A 22,681-nucleotide genomic window follows, 5' to 3' on the forward strand; every position below is an offset into this window, starting at 1 on the left:
CTCATAGAAAGAAATGAATATTTGCTTATGTTCACTATTTATACAGATTGATTGTTTAGATATATACACCTGCTTGCCCTATTTAGGATGAGTAGATATCATTATTCTTATGAAGTCTTTCGATAACATAGTGAACGTAATTTTATTTAAAAAACTAAATAATATATTTAAAAGAAAAATATATTCTCTTAATTCATTTAAGTCAGGATGTCTATTTCTTTGCTTAACTGTAATAAACCCCATGCAAGCTCAGGATTTAAATAACAAACATACATCAGAGAAAGAGAAAACCTTTATTCAAGCTAATGAGGAAATAAAAAATAAACCAATACCATTTCTTCTGAATAAAGAGTTTGAATCTTTATCCCCTTTGCCATCTCTTAGAAATAAAGAATTATTAAAATCAATCAAGCTTGGACGAAACCCTTTCTCAGGACAAGGTTTATCAGTTCCAATCAATGGCTCCAAATTGCCTTCAAGTGTTCGCTTTACAGGTGTAATTAAAGTTGGCAAAGAGACAACTGCTTTAATATCAGGTCCAATGGGAGTAGATATTTATGAGGAGGGTCAGAAAATTGGCAAAGGGTTTTCAATTATAAAAATAAGTAGTGACCCTGCATTTCTAGAAATTTCTAATGGGAAGGGGTCAAAATTAATCGAATTAGATCAGGTGTCAAGAAAATGAAAAATAATTTTAGAAGATTAAGGAGTAATCTGAAAAAAAAATATTTAAACATTTCACAGAGATTGCAAAAAAATACTAGAAAAATTTTTGAGCAATTAAAGTTCATAAGTAATAAAGAGATTGAATTAAATTATTTAACTTTAAATCTAAAGTCTTTAATTAATCTAAAAAATAATATCATTAAAATAAATAAGTCTACAGAGGATAAATTTTCCAGATTGAAGAATACTTTAATTAAAAAATTGAAAAGTATCAAAAAAAGAAAAGATAATATCTCTAAGAGAAGAAAAAATAATAGTATTAATTCAAAAAAAAAAGCCCAATTTATAGGAATTTATTATTCAGAGTATAAATTAACTATTGTAGAAATAAATTATTCTAGAGGTAGAACATACTTCAATAATATTGTAAAGATAACATTACCAACTGAACTTATAGGAGATTTAATGTTGGAAAGGCCTTTAGAAGTCAAGAAAATAATCGAGGATGTAATAACAGTATTTAAACTCACAAGATCGCCAATAATTCTTCTTTTGGGATCTTCTTATTTTACAGCATCTAGTTTTGACAGCAATCAAGTAAGATCTTTCTCAGAAAATAATCCACAAATTTTATCGAGAAGTCCTTATTTGCCATTAAACACATCGTTGCAATTCAAGCAGGTACCTGGCGACAAATTAAGTTCTTTTCATAGAGTTATTTATGGGAATAAGCAAATTATTGAATCATGGTTATCATGTCTTACAATGCTAGAAAATCCAATAGCTGTGCTATCTAGCTCTGGCTTGCAAATATTAGGAGGATTAGATCCTTTAGTTAAGGACGAAGTTGTTATTTTTTGTGATGTTGAAGATAAAGTTATAACTGTATTTCTTCAAAAGAAATCATCTCAGCTTTTCAGTATAAAACTTCCATATGGATGTGCTATTTATAAGTCTAACGTCAAGTCTATTACAGATCAGTTTTTCGAAAGACTGCTTTTTTCAGTTGAAAAAATTCTAAATGATTATGATTATCCTACTCCTGATAATATTTATATTGCTGGCAAAGGATTAGATATATTGATCAATGAAGAATATGAATTGCCTTCAATTTTTAAAAATATACCATCAAATGTTCTTGATAAAGAAATATTTTTATCTGATAAAGTAGCGGAAATAAAGTCAGAGAATAGATATGCTTTAGATACTCTAGCCTTTTTTAGTAGAGGTTTTTTAGAATGATTGATTACAATTTTATAAATAATTACTCGGATCTTAATATATGGAATGAGAGTGAAGTAACGCAAGAAAAAGAAAAATTAGAATCATTTAAACTAAATAAAGAGTTATATAATTTGACGATTTTAATAAGAGGTTTAAGGTCTAACAAAATACTTTATTATCCATCTACGCTAATTATTATTATTATTATTATCATAATGAGTATTTCGATTCCTTTCAGACTTAATATTAATCGGCTCGAATCAATTCATAACGAATATGTACAGAAAATATCTAGAATATCATCATTAAAACTACAGTTAAATTCTTATATCAATGAATTAGTAGATCATGAATCTATATATGCATCATCAGCTCAGGCTTTCCTTTTCGCTTATTTTCTTCAAAAATCAACTCCAAATGATGTTGAACTAAACGAATACTTAGTAGATAAAGATGGTTTTTTTATCAAAGCAAGTGGATCTTCTATTAAATCAATCAATAAAATGCTTACCTTGTTGGTTGAATCGCCATTAATTAGATCAGAAACATTGCTAGTTAAACGTATTATAACTCGATCAAACTCAGGATCTTCAATAATAAATAATGAAAAATCCTCTGGTTTTGAAATTACGGGTAAAATCAAGCCATTATCTCTAGAATCAAGAATATCCTATCTGAAATCTTCATATAACTATGGTTATTTTAGAAAATTAGATGATTATAAGGCACTAATCAATTTATTTGATATTGAAAAACAATGAACAAACAACCATTATCACTCCAGGAATTTTTGAATAGACTAAAGAAAGTAGATGTATTAGCTCTACTGGAAAAGGCTAGAAGTATAAATATAGAGGATATTAAATCGATTAAATTCAGTGATATAAAAAAAATTAAGGACTCTCAATTTTTCTATCCATTTTTAGGATTATCTTTTGCTGGTTTAATTTCTATATTCTTCTTGATCCCAGCTTATAAGGATCTTCGACAGAAAATTAACACTTCAAGAAAGTACAACTTGGAAGAATCTTCTATAAATTCCGTAAGGGAAAACCTCAATAAAAAGATAACTATCAAAAATGGTTTTGATAAAAGAATGCCAGAGATAAGATCATTAGTATTAAATTATGCTAGCTTGATTAAATTAACAAATTTACTAGAAGATTCGGCAAGTAAAACATCTATAAACATAAACCTTTTTGAGCCAGCAAGTTATAATCAAATACAATCATGCTTAACTGTAAAAGATAATCAAAGAAGATCAAATAATAATAATCGTACAAATCAAAGAATTGGAACAAACAACCAAACTTCTTACCAATCAAGATCCAACCAAAATCTAATTCCACTCTCAAATAATTCAGTTAATAACACTTATCAATTTGAAGAAAAAGCATTGTTAAATAATTTGCCTATTGCAAAAATGACTAATATCTTCAGGACAATCCCTAAATCTACTAATAGCAGATTCTCATCAAATTATTTTGATCTTCAGTTAACAGGAAATTACATGAACATACTCGACTTTCTCAGAGTTATACAAGAATATAAAGCTACATTAGTTCCTGTTTGCTTTAGTCCAAAATCTTCTGAAGAGAATCAACCGCCACTAATGATGGACCAATTGAGTAGTTCTGGAGAGGTTAATGCAAGACTCGTAATAAATGTCCCCACTCGCTAAAAAAAATAAGATATTCAGAAAATAATATTTTGTTGATATCTACCACAAATTATGGCTATCCCAGTTATCCCTTGTTAAAGTGATTTTAAAGATATAAAGAAACTTATTCGTATATTAATGGCAAGAAAAATTAAGCCATATTTAATATTATTTGCACTTTTCTTAAATCAACCTTTAATATTTTCTCCTCTGGATCTTAAAGCATCCTCTGATAATGTAAAAGTCCCGACAGAAGTTAAGGTCGCAAGTAAGAAAATTGATATGCGAATTGTAAAACTTCCAAAAGTTACTGAGCTAATCATTGAAGGATTCGGACCTGATGTTAAATTCACACAACAACTTAAGGGCCAGACGCTTTTTTCAAAGATTTATACTCGCAATCCTCGCTCTATCTTGAGTAAGTCACAAAGTATTTCTTTGCCATCAGCAGGGATAGAAGTAGTCAGTCTTGAGGGAAGTGGTGAGTTTTTTCAATTAAGAGTTATAGCTTCAGAAGGGGTTGATTTAGCAAAATCAAAGTTTCTTGTAGAAGAGGACGATCTCATACTTCGTTTCCCATCTAATCAGTCAACTGAGGATACACTTCTTAATGCTGAGAATCTATTTTCAACTTCAGCATTGACAAGTAATTTGCAATCACCTCTTCTGAACCGAGCTGTAGCTCCACCATTAGGAGATATAGCTATAGGTACGAAGATTATCCCTAATCCAAATCTTATTAACCTTGATGGACCTAATGTGTCCTTAGTTTTCAAGCAGACTCCTGCGAAGAAAGTATTGGAATATCTACTTTCTAAAGGAAAATATAGCTTTGCTTGGGTTCAAGATGACCCCTCATTTGACCCAACTAATGGCAACAGTGGCATAGGTTTTAATAGAGCTCGTTCTTTAAATAGAAACGATGAAAATCCACAAGTGATCCAGCCTTTGTCTAGTTCATTCCCCCCCTATTCCCCTTCACTTCAAGGTTCTTCAGAAAAGAATGCAGATACACAACGGTTAATTACAATGACCATTCAAGATCAGCCATTCTCAAAAGCATTTAATGCCGTATTAATGGCTAGTCGATTACAAGCACGGCTAGAAAATAATATTGTCTATGTAGGCCCCACTGTAAGAGATACTATTTTTTCGAGTAGACTTTCTAGGGTTTATAGATTAAATCAAACAACAGCAAATGCAGCAGCGTCATATCTAGCCACTTTAGGCGCAAAGGTAACTAAAACTTCAACTATAACAACAGCAATCACTCAAGGTGCTTCGGAGTCGCAAACTCCCGTAGGATCATCAACTTCATCTACAACCTCCCAGGGGACATCAACTTCTGTTGAAATATATGGCTCAGACATCGGACCATTACTTGGGTTGATAGTAACAACAGATGATAGGCTTCAAACAGTAACCATGCTAGGATCACCTGAATTAGTCGGGATTGCTGAAGGTTACCTAAAGCAACTAGATTTAAGACAAAGACAGGTTGCACTTACAGTTAAGGTCTTAGACGTTAACCTTTCTGATGGCTCTACATATAATAATAGTTGGGCTCTTAGGCAGAATAATAATTTTATTGTTAATGACAATGGAAAACTTCTAGCGGCTTTTGGTAAATATTTACCTCCAAATGATTCAAAGGACTTTGGGGACAGTAACACCACAAAATTATTGACAACTGATACAGCTGCTGGAACCGATGATTCTACCTATAGTAGACGTCTAAGGATAAATCCAGCGGCGGATTATGTAGATAATACTTTTTTAGATTTCTTAAAAGCTCAGATAATCTCTAAAAATACTAAAATTTTAGCTAGCCCTACCCTTATTCTTAATGAATATCCAGGGGAAGCTGGCGGCGACACAGTTAATTTTGGAAGTATCTCAAACTCTCTCACCGCAGGCACAATTGGCAGATCTTATGGCAACGAAGCATTTGTTGTAGTAGGAACACAGGTACCTGTCAATTGTACAGCCTCTGAAGAAACGACTGTGCCTAGTTTTACTTATGGAATCAAAGGATTGACCTTTGGAGCAAGAGTTATGCGGATTGATGATAATGGATTCGTAACCTTTGCTATCTCACCTTCTGTCACAGCCCCATCTGAACAACGAGACATAACTAATTGTGGAACGGTTGATTTACTTGCAACTAGACGCTTAGACAGTGGAACAATTCGAGTAAGAGATGGGCATACACTTATATTAACTGGAGTCATTAACACGACAGACAAGGAGACCGCAACAAAATGGCCTATTTTTGGTGATCTTCCTCTTATTGGTAAATTTTTCCGGAATAAGGCATCTACTAAGGAGCAAAATGAGTTGGTAATTTTAGTAACACCTCAAATATTGAGAGGTTCCGGCAGCGGTTATTTTGTAGAAGGAAAAGGTTATATTCCCAAATCAAACGAAGCAGAAGATTTTTTAAAGAATCAATAATTTTATATTGCAAAATAATACTTTTTGATGATTATCGTTTACCAATAGAAAATGAATATTATATTACTTTTGTTATTTGGTTTATCGATAGGTAGTTTTATTAACGTTGTAAGATTAAGATTACCTCGCAATCAATCAGTCCTTTACCCTTCTAGTAATTGTAGAGAATGTCATAGGACTATTCTCTGGTATGACAATATACCAATTATTTCTTGGATACTATTAGGTGCAAAATGCAGATTTTGTAAAAGTAAGATTTCTATAAGTTATCCACTAATAGAACTCTTAACTTCAGGATTAATTATTTTAAACCTCTATTCATATCCATATTTCTCATTAAATAATTATGTAATTAATTTTATTGGAATTAGTATATTTTCATTGGTTTTATTATCTATCAGTCTAATTGATATAAAACATTTAAAGATCCCTAATAGATTAAATCTGATTGCTTTTATTCTAGCTATAGTTTATCTTAGTTCTATACAGGATAATGTTATAGAAGCTTATTCAATTTTGTCATCAAGATTTCTGAACTCATCCATTGCCTTTACTTCTCTTGAATTAGTATCGATTCTTTACTATAAATTAAGAGGTAAAGTTGCTTTTGGTATGGGCGACTCTAAACTTGCCTTCGTTATTGCTTTTTGGTTAGGTTTCAAAGGATGGCTTATATCACTACTCCTAAGTATTTACTTGGCCGGTTTATATATTATTTTCGTATATTTTTCTGGTGGTATAAAGATGAGGAGCAAAATACCATTTGCTCCTTTTATGTTTATGGGGGCATATTTAGTTTTGTTTTTTGGAAAAAATTATTGGATCTCTTTTTTATATAATATATCATTCTATAATTAATTTAATGAATCTTATGGCTTTACATTCAAAACTGCGAAATTCTCAAAAAGAAATTATAATTTAATAGAATTGGTAGAAATCACAATGGAGAACTTGAAAAAATATCTTCCTTTTGTCCTTCTAACGCTCTTTTGGAATCCATTCTTGCAAGTAATCCCAGCATCTAGTGGTACAAGAGGATGCAGACGAGTTATTGATGAAGCAACTTTATTGGCAGACACTTGGACCCCTTTGCATTGCCAAAAAACTAAAGAAATATCATCAGAACTTGATAAAAGCTTCTATAAATATGGTTTTACTTATGAAGAGAGTCAGAATCCTGTTAACGAATTTTTTAACCTATTTGGAATATCTTTTAAAAAAGGACTAAATTTAAGTTATCCAGATCAACGTATAGCCTATGATGGTCACCATCTATGGAAAACATATAATATTTTAATGGAAGAGCAATTCTTGCCCATTTCAATTTATACAGACGATATAAATAATGGTTATACAGGCAGCATTGGAGGAAGCTATTTAAATCATTAACTTATTGATAGAAAGCTTTAAATACATAAAGCTTTCTAATTAACATAAGAGAATCTAATTATCATTTTTACCGAATTACATATAATATGCAAATAATCAAAATTTAACTATTATCAAACCCCGATTAAAATTTCTATTAGATATGTCTTTCAGCAATTTAATGATAAAACCTAAAAACCTAAATTTCATCTTTAAAAAGGAAGGATTTACTATAGTTGAGTTAATTATCACTCTTTCTATTATGGGAGTGTTCCTTTCAATACTAATTCCTTCCTCAAAAAATTGGATTTATAATGAAAGAGAAAAATCCTATTTGCGAGAGGTGGGATTTTTTATTTCCTTAGTTAGACGAGAAGCTCGAAGATGGGGAAGTAGCTGTTCAATCTCTCTAAATATAACTGCTGACGTTAATGCTCTAGCGAGACAAAATGAGAATCAAGTTCAGGGTTTTAATGTTTCCTGTAGTGGAATGAATAATAATTCTCAAAATAGTATTATACAATCGAGTCCCTTAATATCAAAAACTCTTTTTCAAGAAATTAACAATGATATTTTTATTACATCTAGAGGTATGATTTCTCTCCCAAATGTAAAAGAAGGTGTTACTGATGTAGTCATTCTTGTTGGAGGTAGATATAATTCACTTCAGCTCAATCAAAAGCCAAAATGTATATTAATAAATTCACCTACTGGTAATTTAAACTATGGAATATATCAAGATACTTATAGGTATTTTCCTAATAAAGCATTAAGTAGTTATAATTTTGATTTAGAAGGTAAAAAATGTATTTTTTAAAATTTTTTCTAATTAAACGTAGTTATTTTTTGATTTTTAATTAATTTGTAATTTTATATTTTAAGAAATGATCATTGGCTAAAAATCATTTCCCTGGCTACATAACAACAAAACTTTACAAATCATACTTAAAGTAAAAATCGTCTTGTAGACAGTACGGAGTACAATTACTAGTATTTATAGAATGTATAGGTAAATCCCCAAATGAACTACACACTCAGTTATAGATTGCTTGAACATCTCCGTCGAAGACAACAAGAATCTCAATCGGGTTTCACTCTAGTTGAACTCATTGTTGTAGTTGTAATTATTGGAATTCTCTCGGCAATTGCTGTCCCAAGCTTTAATAACGCTAGTGACAAGGCTAAGCAAAAGGAAGCGTCCGTATTATTAGCTTCATATTCTAAAGCTGCTCAGGCTTACTACACAGAATATAGTCGACTAGTCATGAACACTCAAGAATTGGGCCAATATATCAGCGTTACAGGTTGTGCTACTGCTGATCCCAGTAGCTGCAAGAACACTCCTCCGGAGAATCTTCAAAACCAAACAAGAACAGATTGGATCTCACCAAGTGGTCTTTATAGCATCACAATGAACACTAGTAATAATCAAGTTCAGTTCACGGCAACCCCAACAGGTGGTTTTAATGGTTACGGAGTTGGATCTTGCTTTAGCAGCCAAAATGGGGTGACTAGAGTTGTAGAAGCAACAACGAAAGGTACTGCTTCTGCTCCAGATTGTAACTAAATTAATAAACCGCAAAATATTAAATATCACATGGCTTGAAATACTATGTGGAATGAAAATAAGTGGTCAAAATTACAAAAAAAGGTAATACACTCTTTTAATAAAGAAGATGCTTTTGCTCTCCCTCAGGTACTAATACTTTTAGTTGGAATTTCTATTGGGCTTACGAGTCTAATGACTGTAGCTTTAAATAATCTTTCTAATTCTAGAATACGTACCTTAGAAATGCAGGCTATTAATTCAGCCGAATCAGGAATAACTACACTGCGAGCATTATTAAATAATAGTCGGGGAAGAGTTTACTATTATTTTTGGCTAGCAAACGCCTGCGCTGTTAATTCTAATAAGACAGAATGCCCTGATTTCTTTGGAGATTCTTCTGATATAAATAAAGGCGATGAAAGTGTAAATGGTTTATTTGACGACCCATCAAAGCTCTATTGGGCAAATGATTCGGTGACTTGGTGTTCTGAAATTGAATCCAAAGCGAATGCGAATGAATGTTTTGGTAGGCAATTAGCTCCAAAGTGTAGTTATTCTACTCAACAAATTGATTGGAATAATTATAGAGATAATTTATCATTCATTATTGATAGCCAAGAAGATTTTGTAGGTGATACTGGCAATAAGCAACGTAAAAATAACTTCCAGAGTTATTCTATTAAGTCAATTAATTTTATGGGAAATGAGCACGGTGGTCAAAGTTCTATTTTTATAGAGGGATATGCAAAGGAGGGAGAAAATTCAAATATTACTACTGCAGCAAACAAACTTAGAGTTAGTATAAACGTCGAAAAAATTGTTCCTCAGTCAGGATTTGCATTTTTAAGTGCTGGTGAAAATGAAGCTGATAAAAATTCTCTTTATTTGGGTGATTTTAATGTATTTGGATCTAACCCATTAGGTTCGATAGTTTGGCGAAAAAATATTTATAGATCAGATGAATGTTTTGCTCTCAAATCAAAACTAGGACTACAAAGTTTATCTCAACTCCCAGATCATTCTAGGAACAAAGGTGGTTTATGGGTTCAGCCGTTATTATTACCTCTTAGGCCTGTGTACCCTAAACCAAGTTCAACAGATTGGAGCGGTTCATTCCATGAGCCTTGGGTGTTAGGCCAAATTTCATGTACACCAAGTAATTCAAATAATATCAAAACATATTCAGATACAAATTGTAATTTTCTCGCTACACAGGGATGGTACGGGAGACAAAAAAAAGATAGAGCAGCTACAATTGATGACCTTATTGTAAAAGGAGAGGGGGCAACTTTTGATGTTATTACTACTGATGATTCGAGAGTTATATTGAACGTAAGAGGCTCAATTGATATTAGTAATGGGGGTAGGTTTTGCCATAGAGAGGGATCTATAAACGCAAAATGCGGTTCTGGCAAGCCACAGAACCTTACAATTTTATTTGAACAGCCAGGTCAGAACTCTCTCTCATCAATTGGAACTCCTAAAGGTAGACAAGAGATTGAATGTTCCGCTAATGGAGGAATGCGTTTAAAGTCAAATAATAAAGATTTTGGAGCTCAAAATATTCCTTATAATACATTTTTACTGAGCAATACTGGAAATAATAAAAGTGAATTATTCAGTGCATTTATTTATGCACCAGATACAACTTTAAGCAGTTCATCTCCCGATGTTTTCTATTATCAGAAACCAAAAGCAGGAAAAAAACTTTTAGTAACTGCTAGAGGATTACATGCCTACCTTAATGATCCTGAGGGGAAATCATCCCAAGATAGAGCCCCTAGATTTTTAAGAAATTATAACAACAAATTTATTCCATTCTTAAGTAATAGTAGGGAAGAGGATAATCAATTAATATTTGATGGAGTTAATGGTTATTATCTATTAGCTATTGGTGAAAGATCTAGTTATTCTGATCCAGGTAGAGATGCAATGTTAAATGTAGGATTAGTATGGAATCCCTCAGTAAATAAACCTTTCGGAAATTATAGATTAATAGGAATAGATATCAACCAAAATATAGCAAAGTTTGTTGATAAAGATATAGATGGAAGAGAATGGAATATTGATCTTGGTCAAAGTCCTTTTGCTAATGCCCCTTCTGGAAAAGAATGGCTTAGTTATTACGGAATTGAATTAGTTAGAACAAATAATGATAACCCGATGTATGTAAAAGGAGCTGCTTGGATGAAAAATATCTGCTTCGATAAAAATAAAAATGTAAATTGGGAATTTGACAAAAATTTCGGAGAATCTTTAGTTAATAGGTTTGAGGATAAGAGTTATATGTATGGTGTTCCATATTATAGAGGTAAATTTGTCACAACATGGGATCGCTTAAGAGACTTTGAGGGTGATTATTGATAACTAATATGAAAGAAAAAACTTATATTTTTAATCGATTAATACATAGCAATGGTTTCAGTCTAATAGAATCTATTGTTAGCATAGTACTACTAACAACAACTGTTTTGTCATCTTTATATTTAATTTCCTTGCGAAATCAAACAATTTACAAAGCGAATCTAACTAGGGCTATTAATGACGAAATTAGAAGAGATATTGAGAAATTGAAATTGGAGTTATGGTCTTATAATTATAATGAATTGCCAGATAAAAATAGCTATTATTATTTGCCTAATAGAGAATCATGTGAAGATATCGGTATAACAATTACCCAGTTAGATAGTTGGTTCCCTTCACAATGGAAACCAGGAGAAAATAAACTAAATATAAAGGGCCAGGTACGAAATAAAATTTTCAAAGGAAGTCCCATAACAATAATTAGAAGCCTTAGAACAGATATCCCTTTAATTAATCATAGATCCAGTGCTAGGGGAATATCAATTGACAAAAGCGTTGCAACTATTGTTTATACTGTTAGAAGAAATGATGATGATCAAATATGGACTTCTATTAATCTTTCGAGTGAAGAACATGGCTGGTGTGAGCCAAATATATAATAATGAAAATTAATTTTTCGAATTTAAAGCGAAATAAAGGTTTTACACTTGCCGAATTGATAACGGCAAGTGTTATTTCAGTCACAGTATTAATAGCTGGATTTTCTTTAGTAAATAATATTTTGGGAGGTAATAAATCTGATGAGACTAATTTAGCTTTAAGTGATAAGATTGATAATGCACTTGACTTTTTTGTTAATGAATTAAATAGTGGTAAAAGAGTTCTCACAAATATAGATCAATACCCAAGTCATTGTGTATTGCCTGCTGGCGAATTTGTTTTAGGTATTTCATTCCCTTTACAATCTATAAACGAAGAATCTTATCTCTATCAACTAAATGATAGTAATTCCTGGAAAGAAATAGAGTGTCCAATTACATATTCTATTAAAATATATTCAAAACAGAAAGAAGGAAGAATTTCTTATAGTCTAATAAGGAAAGGTCCGCAAATTGATAGGAAAGGCTATTATCTTGTTGATAAGATATCTGATTCTAATATTCTTAATAATATTAGCTCAAAACCCACTGAAAATATAATTTGTTCTGAGTCAAGCGGGTGGAGTAGGAGAGAAATAAAAGGGATTGTAATATGTACTGACAAATTCCGAAGAGGAGCTGAGATTTCTATTTCAGTTGAGAAGATAAAATCATTTAATAAGTATATATCAATTACGAGAACCTCTGGAGGTTTTACTAGAATAGCTGATAATTCATTTCAAACTAAAAACTCAAATTGCAAAAGAGTTAACGAGGCAAAAATTAAAATCCCTCAAAATGAAGACGGCTATCCAATTGGTGGAGGATATTATATGGGAGGAAGAGAAATTAATCGAATCAAAATTCAACCCGTAACTATTTTTATCGGCAATGAATCATTTCTTGTTAAAGATGTAAGTACAACTACTTATAGACTGCCTTCTTGGATTTGGAGAGGAGCTGTAAATACAAATCGATGGTTAGAGGATTTCGCAGCCAAAATGGTTTTAGTTATCAATCAATCTAATGGAAATTATTCTGCAGAGGTGGATCCTAATGACAAAACTTCGGTAAAAGTTTATTCTTCTCAGTCCATTAACAAAGAAAATATACAATTCCAGGCAAATACGAGTGTAGGAGGAAATAATATTAATTCGATTTATTCAGGTACTGATCCCTACGTATTCCCTGGGAATCCTCAAGTTTCTGATTTAAGGTTTGCATTAAAGTGTGACTGAGTAAAAATCATCAACAAATTTATTTTTGCCTTATGAAGAACTTGATCTATAAACAGGAGCAAGGATTCACGTTGGTGGAATTAATCGTTGTGATCATCATCATGGCGATCTTGTCTCAGATTGGATTAGTGTCGTTTAATCGCTATACCAGAAGAACAAAAGCCTTTGCAGCCAAAACGGCTCTAAGCAATATTAAAAGTGAGTGTGAGATGAATAGAGATCTAGAAGCTCCAGAAATATTTACCTTTTTACCAATTAAAGGTTATTCAATTTCGACAAGAGATAGGAATAGTTGTTTAGGTCAATTATCTGATGGAAAAGTTGCATTAATTGCTGATAACCAAAATGAAATTCCTAATTACTTTTATGATTTCTTGAATGGTGAGATTAATTGCCTCTTTACAGGGAAATTTTTTCCGGAATGTAATCAAAATTCAAGTAATTCTAAAACATCTAAATTAATTGCACTACCTAAATCTATCAAAAATGATTGTATAAATGGTCAGGAGATTGGCTTAAAGATGTATAGCTATGGACCTGATTCTGCATGGTCTCATGATTGTAAATTTACAGATGTAAACTCTTTGATAGGTTCTGGGACTATCTCTACGGATAGTGGCAATATTAATCTTTCTGATGAAGGCGAAATAACACTAGAGGGGGCATATTCCAATTTAAACTCCATACAGGAAAAAGAATTGCAAAAAGGAGGTTTTAAGCAGATATTTGCTGGAGGATATGGAAGTTATGCAGCTATGCGTGAAGATGGAAGTATGGTTGTATTAGGTATGAATTCTCAAGATGATTTAGAGACAATAAATACCTTAATAAACCCGCCTTCTGAAATTAAGGATATTCAATTTAGTTATGGAGGAGGTGCTGTCAAATTAAAAAGTGGTGAGATACTTACATGGGGAAATGAAGGTGCATATGCTGATGAGTTGAAATATAGAATTAATAGATAAATTCGAAAATAAAATACTGATATAAATTAACTTCTAAATTAAAAAAAAGAATTAATCACTAGCATTCCTGTTCTGGAACTTCACGACCTTTATCTGTTAATAAAACTACTCTGGTATTACCAGTCTGATGATTAAAGCAACCAGTGACACCATATCCATCATTTGAATAGTCCCCAGCAGGAAGAGCCGTTATATAAGTGATTCCAGTTTTTTGTCCCAATGCAATATTGAAAATTCCACTTGGGCTATTCCAGAACCTTGTATTTGTTGGACCACTAAGAGGATTTGTTTTGCATGCTGTGGGATTTCTTTGTCCATTAGCAACATTGGATGCGCATCCAAGCACTGAAACAAATTCAGATAGATCTGTATCAGTAATAGGTGGAGTGCTATAGCTCATGTAATAAGCCTGAACACCTTTCATGTAAGAAGTAATGAGGGTAGCAGCCTCCTTTTGCTTAGCTTTATCAGAAGCATTTTGAAAACTTGGAATTGCAATAGCTTAAAGGATTCCAATAATTACGATCACAACGATTAATTCCACCAACGTGAACCCTTCCTCTCCTTTTTTAGAGAAGAGATATCTAAGAACTCGTTGGTGAGCTTCTGGCTTCATAAGGTCTGCAAACATCTAGATCACCTATACCTATCTAAGAGCATTTATTCAGAACTGTCAGCTCAGTGTTAAGGAGCTGCACGAAGCTCGTCAGTTCATCTTTTATACATGAAAGAGCTGAGGGAGAATGGAAGAAGATCAGACTCTTGGTCAACCAACTTTCTCCTGATTAGTTTTCCTCTTCCAAAAGATTATCGTTAGATTTATAACGTTTGTTTCAGACTGACGTTACTCTACTTTTACTCTAATCCTTCAAACTCTAGTGATATCAAGCAAATGAGCGAAATTAACTACTGGCTAATGAAGAGCGAGCCATAAGTTATCCCAAGGGATTCGAAGAAATCCAAAAAATTCATTCACACAATATTCACATATTTTGTTCATTACTAAAAAGTCAGGAAGATGTCATTCAGATCTTTCTACATACTTTAATTGATGTTTCTAGTCACAGAAAAATTTCTCCCCACCGGCATCCCGCTTCATGGTTTCAAGGTTCTGATTGACATATTCTTCAGCTGTCTTAGGACTATTTTCAAACATTCGTCTCTCAAAAGGAGGTGTATCGGCAGAAGGGGGAGAAGGAGGTTGAAACCACTTGGAAACATAATCAATCATTTCTTCTTTTGTTCTTAAAATCTTCTTTTTAGGCTGGTCTTCCTCATCTATTTTCATAAACTTTTCTTGATTAAAGATACCAATCATCCAAGTATCTTGATGATGTGAGAAGCCATCTGGCTCTGGTCCTTGATTCGGCATATCATAACTATGAGAAAATCTACCTCCAAATTTCATCATTCCCCCTGAAGTTGGAACAGTTCCATTACGGTTCATTGTGTACCTAGCTACTACTAAATTATTTCCTTCACAACTAACATTTTCCCAAGGTTTTGAGGAGTTGCCATTAACTCCAGCGCTATTGCCCATCCCATTATTTTTTTCTGTGCATTCATTAAATAAATTATCTTTAGCATCTGCATGAGTACAACTAATCTTACCTTCAGAGTGATTGTAAAAAAAAGATGGAAGTTCACTTGGATTTTGAGGTATTACAGAAACCAAACCACTACCTGTTTGTCCTAAACAACTATTAGAACTTCTTGACTGCAAAGAATATCCACGTGGTGTTAACGGAGTAAACGTTTGATCCATACCCAAATCCCTATTCATCTCACACTCACTTTTAATATTGCTTAGAGCCGTTTTGGCTGCAAAGGCTTTTGTTCTTCTGGTATAGCGATTAAACGACACTAATCCAATCTGAGACAAGATCGCCATGATTATGATCACAACGATTAACTCCACTAATGTGAAGCCTTCTTCTTCTTCTTTTTTTCTTTTGTAAAACTGATTCATATATCAATACTAGATGGACTAGTTAAATCCAACAGGCATCCATGATAATTAAAGTAATAAGAAACAGAGTTAAGGTTTACTCAAACTTTACTCAAACCCACCATTTTCGCTGAGATCCCATGGCACAAAAGGAACCTAACTACTGGCTAATGAAAAGTTCCTTTTAGTTGATAGCAACCGATCTCAGCGAATCGCAAATTTCTATTCAAACTTTATTCAAACTAGAGAAATGGTGAAAATGAAAGAAGCAATCTTTTTAGCTGTCGGAAACCAACAAATAAAAAGTGATCTAAAAATATTAAATTGAGAATAAAAAGTTCTCAGATAAACCCAAGCCTTAAAAGAAATACTGCAAGACAACAAAAACTACACCCCCACCTATCAAGATTCCTTCTCCAAAACCCATCCAGAAAACCAAATAGTTACTTATCCCAAACTTCTTTTGAAGTCTTATTACCCTATTTTTATGCCTACTTATAATTTCTTTAAAGATCATTTTTAGAATTGATAATAATGCTATTTACGGTTTAAAAAGAACTCATTCACAAGGTACTTTTATATTATAAAAGTTCATATTCCCATATACCTCCACTATACCCTGGCTGACGGTTCTACAAACTCTGTTGCCCAACCGTTGACCTTCTTCCTACTCCATATAAAACCGGTAATAACCATTCACACCATTCCAAGCTCTATCTTCATCTTCAACAATTTGAGGCGTAGCGTTTTTGCAAACCTCTATTTCATCAACTACTGCAGTGCATTCATTTACAGAGACATAATGCTTTAAATCACGGTTCTTGCATCTAAACCATATTCAGCTTTGTAAGCTTGTGCCGCTTTAATGTATGTAGAAACTATTACTGAAGCTTCTTTTGCCTAGCTTTAAGTGAGGCATTGTTAAAACTTGGAACTGCAATTGCTGAAAGAATTCCAATAATTACAACAATAACGATTAATTCCACCAACGTGAATTCTTCTTCTCCTTTGTTTGAGAAGAGGTGGCTCAGTAATCGTTTTTGAGCTTCTGGCTACATAGAACCTACAAAGACTCTTAATTACTTTTATATATAGAAATTGAATTCCCTAAATTATTAGCTGAAACGACATCTAAATCCCCATCCCCATCTATATCCCCAGTTTTGACGTCAAAGACTCCATTAGCACTAGTACTTACGACTTTAGAGTTAAAGAAACTGGGATTATTGTCTCCATTATTTTCATAAACAACAACAGAGTCATCTTTATAATGAGCTGCAACTATATCCATGTCTCCATCGCCATCCATGTCCGCTATATAAGCGTCATTCGCTCCATTCGCAGAGTTATCAATGGTGTTAGATGACCAGCTTGGATTGGAGGAGCCATCATTCTCAAACCAAGTAATAGTATTAGATCCACTGGACGTAGAAATAATATCTAAATCACCATCTCCATCCATATCTGCAACATCAACACCACTTGCGTTGACAATATTAGTTGAAATTTTCTTGGCATTTGACCAGCTTGGACTGGAAGAACCATCATTCTCAAACCAAGAAATAGTGTCATCCGCATTAGAAGATGAGACAACATCAAGATCTCCATCACCATCCATATCTGCGACATGAATATCAAAGACTTCAAGACCAGTTCCTATTCCCTTAGCAGATGACCAGCTTGGACTACTACCCCCTTGATTTTCATACCAAGAGACCTTGTTGGAGAGTCTTTCAGCCGAGACGAGATCCAGGTCCCCATCTCCATCTATATCTGCCAAGTGGACGTCATAAGCACCATTAGCACTTGTTGTTATGTCGATGGCTGACCAATTAGGTTGACCACTCCTACCACTATTCTCATACCAAGTAATAGCACCTTCTCTATTATTCGCCGAGACTATATCCATATCTCCATCCCCATCGACGTCAGCAACGTAAACAGCAGAAGCACCATCAGCGCCAGTACTTACAACATTAGGAGCATCCGAAAAGTTTCCCTTGCCGTCATTTTCAAACCAAGCAATCATGTCATCGTCATAGGACGCAGAAACAATATCCAAATCCCCATCCCCATCTATATCTGCCAAATAAACATCCATCGGGAAATCAGCAGCCAAGTCAGCTGATTTAGAAAAAGAGAGTGAATCTTTTTTAATGCTCGAGGAACGATTACTTAAAGCATTAAATATTGAAGAGGAATTATTACTGCTCTTAGAAGCTAATTGGGTGCAACCATCAAACCTTATATTGCTATCTGCCGAGTAATTACAACTGATAGTTCCTTCTCCAAAGTTATAAAAGTAAGAGGGATATTGACCTTGATTATCTGGCACTGCAGTAACCAAGCCACTTTCTGATTCGCCTAAACAGCTATTGGAATTTTGAGTCAGAATTGAATATCCACTTATAGTTAATCGCGTAAATGTTGGATCCATTCCTAAATCGCGATTCATCTCACATTCACGTTTGATATTTCTCATTGCTGTTTCTGCTGCAAAGGCTCTTGTACGTCGGGTATATCGATTAAACGACACCAATCCAATTTGAGCCAAGATCGCCATGATGATGATCACAACGATTAACTCCACTAATGTGAAGCCTTCTTCTTCTCGTATTCGTTTCTTCAACTGGTTCATAGATCAATACTAGATTGACTAGTGAAATCCAATAGGCATCCATGATAATTAAAGTAATAAGAAACAGAGCTAAGGTTTACTCAAACTTTACTCAAACCACCCTTTTCGCCCAAATCCCATGATATGACTGAAATTAACTACTGGCTAATGAAGTATGAGCCAGATGTTATTACGAATAAAACCTAGTTATAACGACCAACTTACCTCTTTCTTGTTGATTTCCCTATGTCTATACTCACCCTTAAAATGAAATAATTAGAGCTTCAGAAAATTACCTATCAACAATCTATATCGACCACATTTTGATGCCCTTTTTCCTGCATTAATGTCACTTTAGAAGCTCCACTTGAATAATTTAAACATCCACTAACTCCATATGCATCATTTGAAAGTTCCATAGCTGGCCAAGTCTGTGCCTGAGGAAGTGCTCGTATAAGAAATTGATTATTATTACTATTACTCATATTCATTGAAAACCCTCCGCTTGGACTATTCCAAACCCGCTGTTCAGGGTAGGAAACACCAATATTGCGTAATACATTTTCAGTTTTGCATCTACTCCTGAGGTGATATGTGCATTCGATGACGTTTATGTAATTAGCAAGGTCACCGGCTCCCGTTATTGGGACTCCATACTCAATAAAATATGATTGAGCAGCTTTAATATATGAACTAATTAATACAGCAGCTTCTTGTTGTTTGGCTTTCTCACTTGCGGAGTTAAAACTTGGCACTGCAATACCTGAGAGAATTCCAATAATGACCACTACGACAATTAATTCCACCAACGTGAATCCTTCCTCTTCTTTCTTAGAGAAGAGATGTCTAAGGACTCGCTGTTGCGCTTCTGGCTTCTTCAAGACTTTAATGACCTAGATTCACCTATACCCATCTAAGACTCTTTATCCAGAAATGTCAGCTGTGAAGTTAAGTGCTTCTTCTTCACATTGACTCCCTCTCCCAAGTTAAAGCTTCTCAGTCACAATGGAAGCAAGTAAAACCCTGAGATCGAGGGTCTATCCAAACTCTATCCAAACCGCCCATTTTCGCCCAAATCCCTTGATATGACTGAAATTAACTACTGGCTAATGAAAAGTTCCCTTTAGGTGATAGCAGCCGATCTCAGCAAACAAGGAATTTCTATTCAAACTTTATTCAAACTTGAGAAATGTTAAAAATGGTAGAAAAAAAAGATGAGAACTGGAACTGAGATCAAATATATATAGTTATTGGATGTCTAATTTAATTTCAGCAATCCCTTGTGAATACATCCAGTTATCATTCCTTACATCTTCCCAATATCCTGGGTTCCAGTCATCGCTATTACTATCTTGACCTAATTGAATAGAGATATAATCTTGATCAACATACTGCACAGTAGGACTACCTCCTCTCTCTAGACTCATATAACTATCTTTAGTTCCTGTAAGTTGATAATCATTTTTTGGTTGAAAATACGTAACTTCTTCTCCTGAACTCCATCTATAAACTCCTTCCTCTTTTTTATCATTTAGGCCTATATAAGCTCTTGGAGTATATCGCCAGTCGCCGGTATTATCTCCTTTTTTTCCATTGAAACGAACCCATTTTCTAAACATATCAACTACCCATTGATTCTCTTCCTCATCATTAATTGTCGCTAAGTTTCCTCCTAAATTTTTAGCATTAGTTTCTGCTTCTTCCCAACTTGGTCCATTAACTACGACATAAACAGAATCACCTCTAATGAAATATGGGCCTTCTACAATTCCTTCTTTTTTTGCAGTTTCATATCTTTCTTTAAATGTTGCCAAGTTAATTCTATTTGAACCTTTACATCCTAGAAAGAAATTGTCAGTTGTACTGGAATAGATACAGTGAATTTTTCCCGTCCCATAATTATAAAAATAACTTGGGTATTGATCAGGATTATCTGGGATCGCACTAACCAAACCACTACCTGATTGACCTAAGCAACTATTAGCACCTCTTGATTGCAATGAATATCCACGTGGTGTTAATGGTGTAAAAATTTCATCCATTCCTAAGTCTCTATTTGTCTCACATTCACGTTTGATATTCATCATTGCTGTTTCTGCTGCAAAGGCTCTTGTTCGGCGGGTATAGCGATTAAACGACACTAATCCAATTTGAGACAAGATCGCCATGATGATCACCACAACGATTAACTCCACTAATGTGAATCCTTCTTCTTCTTTTTTTCTTTTGTCAAACTGGTTCATATATCAATACTAGATGGACTAGTTAAATCCAACAGGCATCCATGATAATTAAAGTAATAAGACCAAGAGCTAAGGTTTACTCAAACTTTACTCAAACCACCATTTTTTACCCAAATCCCTTGATATGACTGAAATTAACTACTGGCTAATGAAAACAGCAACTTTCAGCCAGGACGACGTTCTCAGCGATCCTTAAAGATTTACCCGAACTTTCTTTGACTAATTTATCGGTACTTTTGGTCAGTAATTTTAAAGGAGGGAAGCTCTAGAAGGACCCATAATCGGTTTGGTTGGCAGCCGATCTTATGATTAATGAAAAGGTCGCTCTAAATAGGCGACTTTTTTATTTTGAAAATTATGAGTGAAACACCTGAAGAACGAACAAAACGCTTTCTAGCAATGTCCAGTTATCAAAGACAGGATTTGCTAAGGCAAAAAATGAAGGTTCAAGGATTAGTGGAAGGCAGTAGAGTAAAAACCTTATCGTCTTATGACACCGATGACGTTTGGGACTTAATTAAAATCACTAGTTGTTTCCCTGAAATACAAGCCTAGTGGAATGAAAGAAAAAGCTCCTAAAAAACGAAAATCATTAATTGCTTGGATACTGATTGCAATAGCTCTTACCTTTGGAATGCTTTTTTATTACCAGAAATATCCATCTCCAGAGACAAGAAGAGAGCTCTCAGTAGATGGAATGTTTTTTGATTAAATACAATGAATTCCTTACTGGCTCTGATCCTTCCTCTATTAATTCTTGGACTCATCTTCATCCTGATAAACTACAACAAAGGTCTACCTCCCTGGATTGACAGACTATCGGATAACAGTGGAGCTATATGGACCTATGGAGTCATTACGATCACTTTTCTATCAATCTTGAAGTACTGGGGTAACAACTAAATGAATCTCAGTGCGCATAGAAAACAAAAAATTTATATTGCAGCAATAATGGGATATGGTCTTGGCTCAGAAGATCCTGAAGAAGTTGCCTATTACAGGCAACTCAAAGAAGAGATGAAGAAAGATAGTGAAAATAGGAATCTAGGAATTACGAGATCTGACTAAAACTTTTCTTAATTTAAGGGATAATAAAAGTAAGAAATCACCGAAAGCAAAGTTTGGTCAAATGAGCATTTCCGTTACATCTCCATGTTCTCAAAGCACAATTGAAGATCTAGGAATAAAAAACTGGCCAATCTGGACTTGTGATCCAAGTACTTTCCCTTGGACATATAGCGAGAAAGAAACCTGTTTAATACTTGAAGGGGATATCACTGTTACACCTTATGGTGGAGAACCAGTCAGATTTGGAGTCGGTGATTTAGTTGTTTTTCCTGAAGGAATGTCTTGTACCTGGGAAGTGCATAAAGCAGTAAAAAAACACTATCGTTTTGGCAACTAACCAATCAAGAAAATCCTTAGATTAATGGTTTAACCAAACTTTCTCTTAATTATTTAATGACTAAAAATCCATATAGAAACAAATGAAAAATAAGCGCTATCTATAATAATTACATGACTAGAAGCCTTACCAAAATCATTGTCTTAGTGATGGTGGTGTTATTAGTTGGTTCTACTTTTGGTGGACTTGTGTTCTCTGTGATTAATGCGAGATGAAACGCTTAGTACTCACACTAATAGCTACTCTCGTTTTACCTACAACAGCGATTGCTCATCAAACTATGGAGAACAAATAAGTATCAAAAAGATAGTGACTTGTAGTCCTTGATAAGCTAGAGAGGTTATACAAAATAAATATGGAATTGAATGGTTTCAGAAGATATTGATTGATTAGATCTAAGCT

The 22,681-nt window shown here is 33.7% G+C and carries 24 protein-coding genes and 1 pseudogene; 19 read left to right on the forward strand and 6 right to left on the reverse strand.

What is annotated here, in order from left to right; genetic code table 11:
* Positions 1-130: 130 nt before the first annotated feature.
* The 14 genes and pseudogenes from AC6EJA_RS08210 to AC6EJA_RS08275 all read left to right on the forward strand — a co-directional run bounded on the left by AC6EJA_RS08210 (position 131) and on the right by AC6EJA_RS08275 (position 14,066).
* Positions 131-685 (forward strand): hypothetical protein, encoded by a 555-nt coding sequence (locus AC6EJA_RS08210; RefSeq protein ID WP_498502169.1) that lies wholly within the window; start codon positions 131-133, stop codon positions 683-685.
* Between the two features lie 242 nt (positions 686-927).
* On the forward strand, positions 928-1,908 hold the full coding sequence (locus tag AC6EJA_RS08215; protein ID WP_498502170.1) for a hypothetical protein: 981 nt from the start codon (positions 928-930) through the stop codon (positions 1,906-1,908).
* A 197-nt stretch (positions 1,909-2,105) separates the two neighbouring features.
* Complete coding sequence (locus tag AC6EJA_RS08220) at positions 2,106-2,651, forward strand: hypothetical protein (RefSeq protein ID WP_498502171.1); 546 nt, start codon at positions 2,106-2,108, stop codon at positions 2,649-2,651.
* Complete coding sequence (locus AC6EJA_RS08225) at positions 2,648-3,571, forward strand: hypothetical protein (protein ID WP_498502172.1); 924 nt, start codon at positions 2,648-2,650, stop codon at positions 3,569-3,571. The genes AC6EJA_RS08220 and AC6EJA_RS08225 overlap by 4 nt, the downstream gene beginning before the upstream one ends.
* A 117-nt stretch (positions 3,572-3,688) precedes the next feature.
* Complete coding sequence (locus AC6EJA_RS08230; RefSeq protein WP_498502173.1) at positions 3,689-6,004, forward strand: type II secretion system protein GspD; 2,316 nt, start codon at positions 3,689-3,691, stop codon at positions 6,002-6,004.
* A 51-nt stretch (positions 6,005-6,055) separates the two neighbouring features.
* Complete coding sequence (locus AC6EJA_RS08235; protein WP_498502174.1) at positions 6,056-6,862, forward strand: prepilin peptidase; 807 nt, start codon at positions 6,056-6,058, stop codon at positions 6,860-6,862.
* 93 nt (positions 6,863-6,955) lie between these two features.
* On the forward strand, positions 6,956-7,393 hold the full coding sequence (locus AC6EJA_RS08240; protein WP_498502175.1) for a hypothetical protein: 438 nt from the start codon (positions 6,956-6,958) through the stop codon (positions 7,391-7,393).
* A 160-nt stretch (positions 7,394-7,553) separates the two neighbouring features.
* Positions 7,554-7,631: pseudogene (locus AC6EJA_RS08245) on the forward strand (hypothetical protein); the annotation flags it as partial.
* Between the two features lie 3 nt (positions 7,632-7,634).
* Positions 7,635-8,189 carry a hypothetical protein gene (locus tag AC6EJA_RS08250; RefSeq protein ID WP_498503606.1) on the forward strand — a complete coding sequence of 185 codons (555 nt, stop codon included), beginning with the start codon at positions 7,635-7,637 and terminating at the stop codon, positions 8,187-8,189.
* 204 nt (positions 8,190-8,393) lie between these two features.
* Entirely contained in the window at positions 8,394-8,939 is a 546-nt protein-coding gene (locus AC6EJA_RS08255) for a prepilin-type N-terminal cleavage/methylation domain-containing protein (protein WP_498502176.1), read from the forward strand.
* 45 nt (positions 8,940-8,984) lie between these two features.
* Positions 8,985-11,285 (forward strand): hypothetical protein, encoded by a 2,301-nt coding sequence (locus AC6EJA_RS08260; protein WP_498502177.1) that lies wholly within the window; start codon positions 8,985-8,987, stop codon positions 11,283-11,285.
* A gap of 8 nt (positions 11,286-11,293) precedes the next feature.
* Complete coding sequence (locus AC6EJA_RS08265) at positions 11,294-11,884, forward strand: type IV pilus modification PilV family protein (RefSeq protein WP_498502178.1); 591 nt, start codon at positions 11,294-11,296, stop codon at positions 11,882-11,884.
* Positions 11,885-11,886: 2 nt separating this feature from the next.
* On the forward strand, positions 11,887-13,101 hold the full coding sequence (locus AC6EJA_RS08270) for a hypothetical protein (RefSeq protein ID WP_498502179.1): 1,215 nt from the start codon (positions 11,887-11,889) through the stop codon (positions 13,099-13,101).
* A gap of 32 nt (positions 13,102-13,133) precedes the next feature.
* A complete protein-coding gene (locus tag AC6EJA_RS08275) occupies positions 13,134-14,066 on the forward strand; it encodes a type IV pilin protein (protein ID WP_498502180.1) in 933 nt (310 codons plus the stop codon).
* A gap of 58 nt (positions 14,067-14,124) precedes the next feature.
* Here the strand turns inward: AC6EJA_RS08275 and AC6EJA_RS08280 are convergent, their stop codons facing one another.
* The 6 genes from AC6EJA_RS08280 to AC6EJA_RS08305 all read right to left on the reverse strand — a co-directional run bounded on the left by AC6EJA_RS08280 (position 14,125) and on the right by AC6EJA_RS08305 (position 20,874).
* Positions 14,125-14,490 (reverse strand): hypothetical protein, encoded by a 366-nt coding sequence (locus tag AC6EJA_RS08280; protein WP_498502181.1) that lies wholly within the window; start codon positions 14,488-14,490, stop codon positions 14,125-14,127.
* A gap of 78 nt (positions 14,491-14,568) precedes the next feature.
* Positions 14,569-14,697 carry a prepilin-type N-terminal cleavage/methylation domain-containing protein gene (locus tag AC6EJA_RS08285; RefSeq protein ID WP_498502182.1) on the reverse strand — a complete coding sequence of 43 codons (129 nt, stop codon included), beginning with the start codon at positions 14,695-14,697 and terminating at the stop codon, positions 14,569-14,571.
* Positions 14,698-15,123: 426 nt separating this feature from the next.
* Positions 15,124-16,035, reverse strand: coding sequence for a type IV pilin protein (locus tag AC6EJA_RS08290; RefSeq protein WP_498502183.1), 912 nt, complete (start codon positions 16,033-16,035; stop codon positions 15,124-15,126).
* A gap of 1,054 nt (positions 16,036-17,089) precedes the next feature.
* Positions 17,090-18,652 carry an FG-GAP-like repeat-containing protein gene (locus tag AC6EJA_RS08295; protein ID WP_498502184.1) on the reverse strand — a complete coding sequence of 521 codons (1,563 nt, stop codon included), beginning with the start codon at positions 18,650-18,652 and terminating at the stop codon, positions 17,090-17,092.
* A 278-nt stretch (positions 18,653-18,930) separates the two neighbouring features.
* Positions 18,931-19,512: a prepilin-type N-terminal cleavage/methylation domain-containing protein gene (locus AC6EJA_RS08300; protein ID WP_498502185.1), complete on the reverse strand. Its 582-nt coding sequence runs from the start codon at positions 19,510-19,512 to the stop codon at positions 18,931-18,933.
* A 366-nt stretch (positions 19,513-19,878) separates the two neighbouring features.
* Complete coding sequence (locus AC6EJA_RS08305) at positions 19,879-20,874, reverse strand: lectin-like protein (RefSeq protein WP_498502186.1); 996 nt, start codon at positions 20,872-20,874, stop codon at positions 19,879-19,881.
* A gap of 357 nt (positions 20,875-21,231) precedes the next feature.
* Between AC6EJA_RS08305 and AC6EJA_RS08310 the strand changes: the two genes are divergently transcribed.
* The 5 genes from AC6EJA_RS08310 to AC6EJA_RS08330 all read left to right on the forward strand — a co-directional run bounded on the left by AC6EJA_RS08310 (position 21,232) and on the right by AC6EJA_RS08330 (position 22,279).
* Positions 21,232-21,429, forward strand: coding sequence for a hypothetical protein (locus AC6EJA_RS08310; RefSeq protein ID WP_498502187.1), 198 nt, complete (start codon positions 21,232-21,234; stop codon positions 21,427-21,429).
* 4 nt (positions 21,430-21,433) lie between these two features.
* Positions 21,434-21,586, forward strand: coding sequence for a hypothetical protein (locus AC6EJA_RS08315; RefSeq protein ID WP_498502188.1), 153 nt, complete (start codon positions 21,434-21,436; stop codon positions 21,584-21,586).
* Positions 21,587-21,591: 5 nt separating this feature from the next.
* Entirely contained in the window at positions 21,592-21,777 is a 186-nt protein-coding gene (locus tag AC6EJA_RS08320; protein WP_498502189.1) for a hypothetical protein, read from the forward strand.
* Positions 21,778-21,942: a hypothetical protein gene (locus AC6EJA_RS08325; RefSeq protein WP_498502190.1), complete on the forward strand. Its 165-nt coding sequence runs from the start codon at positions 21,778-21,780 to the stop codon at positions 21,940-21,942.
* Positions 21,943-22,003: 61 nt separating this feature from the next.
* Positions 22,004-22,279: a cupin domain-containing protein gene (locus AC6EJA_RS08330; RefSeq protein ID WP_498502191.1), complete on the forward strand. Its 276-nt coding sequence runs from the start codon at positions 22,004-22,006 to the stop codon at positions 22,277-22,279.
* Positions 22,280-22,681 lie beyond the last annotated feature (402 nt).

This window comes from Prochlorococcus sp. MIT2309, assembly GCF_059772305.1.

Coding starts and splice junctions, on each gene's coding strand:
- AC6EJA_RS08220 (WP_498502171.1), top strand. CDS start 2,106: ATGAGTATTTCGATTCCTTTCAGACTTAATATTAATCGGCTCGAATCA.
- AC6EJA_RS08225 (WP_498502172.1), top strand. CDS start 2,648: ATGAACAAACAACCATTATCACTCCAGGAATTTTTGAATAGACTAAAG.
- AC6EJA_RS08230 (WP_498502173.1), top strand. CDS start 3,689: ATGGCAAGAAAAATTAAGCCATATTTAATATTATTTGCACTTTTCTTA.
- AC6EJA_RS08235 (WP_498502174.1), top strand. CDS start 6,056: ATGAATATTATATTACTTTTGTTATTTGGTTTATCGATAGGTAGTTTT.
- AC6EJA_RS08250 (WP_498503606.1), top strand. CDS start 7,635: ATGGGAGTGTTCCTTTCAATACTAATTCCTTCCTCAAAAAATTGGATT.
- AC6EJA_RS08255 (WP_498502176.1), top strand. CDS start 8,394: ATGAACTACACACTCAGTTATAGATTGCTTGAACATCTCCGTCGAAGA.
- AC6EJA_RS08260 (WP_498502177.1), top strand. CDS start 8,985: ATGTGGAATGAAAATAAGTGGTCAAAATTACAAAAAAAGGTAATACAC.
- AC6EJA_RS08265 (WP_498502178.1), top strand. CDS start 11,294: ATGAAAGAAAAAACTTATATTTTTAATCGATTAATACATAGCAATGGT.
- AC6EJA_RS08270 (WP_498502179.1), top strand. CDS start 11,887: ATGAAAATTAATTTTTCGAATTTAAAGCGAAATAAAGGTTTTACACTT.
- AC6EJA_RS08275 (WP_498502180.1), top strand. CDS start 13,134: ATGAAGAACTTGATCTATAAACAGGAGCAAGGATTCACGTTGGTGGAA.
- AC6EJA_RS08280 (WP_498502181.1), bottom strand. CDS start 14,490: ATGAAAGGTGTTCAGGCTTATTACATGAGCTATAGCACTCCACCTATT.
- AC6EJA_RS08285 (WP_498502182.1), bottom strand. CDS start 14,697: ATGTTTGCAGACCTTATGAAGCCAGAAGCTCACCAACGAGTTCTTAGA.
- AC6EJA_RS08290 (WP_498502183.1), bottom strand. CDS start 16,035: ATGAATCAGTTTTACAAAAGAAAAAAAGAAGAAGAAGAAGGCTTCACA.
- AC6EJA_RS08295 (WP_498502184.1), bottom strand. CDS start 18,652: ATGAACCAGTTGAAGAAACGAATACGAGAAGAAGAAGGCTTCACATTA.
- AC6EJA_RS08305 (WP_498502186.1), bottom strand. CDS start 20,874: ATGAACCAGTTTGACAAAAGAAAAAAAGAAGAAGAAGGATTCACATTA.
- AC6EJA_RS08310 (WP_498502187.1), top strand. CDS start 21,232: ATGAGTGAAACACCTGAAGAACGAACAAAACGCTTTCTAGCAATGTCC.
- AC6EJA_RS08315 (WP_498502188.1), top strand. CDS start 21,434: ATGAAAGAAAAAGCTCCTAAAAAACGAAAATCATTAATTGCTTGGATA.
- AC6EJA_RS08320 (WP_498502189.1), top strand. CDS start 21,592: ATGAATTCCTTACTGGCTCTGATCCTTCCTCTATTAATTCTTGGACTC.
- AC6EJA_RS08325 (WP_498502190.1), top strand. CDS start 21,778: ATGAATCTCAGTGCGCATAGAAAACAAAAAATTTATATTGCAGCAATA.
- AC6EJA_RS08330 (WP_498502191.1), top strand. CDS start 22,004: ATGAGCATTTCCGTTACATCTCCATGTTCTCAAAGCACAATTGAAGAT.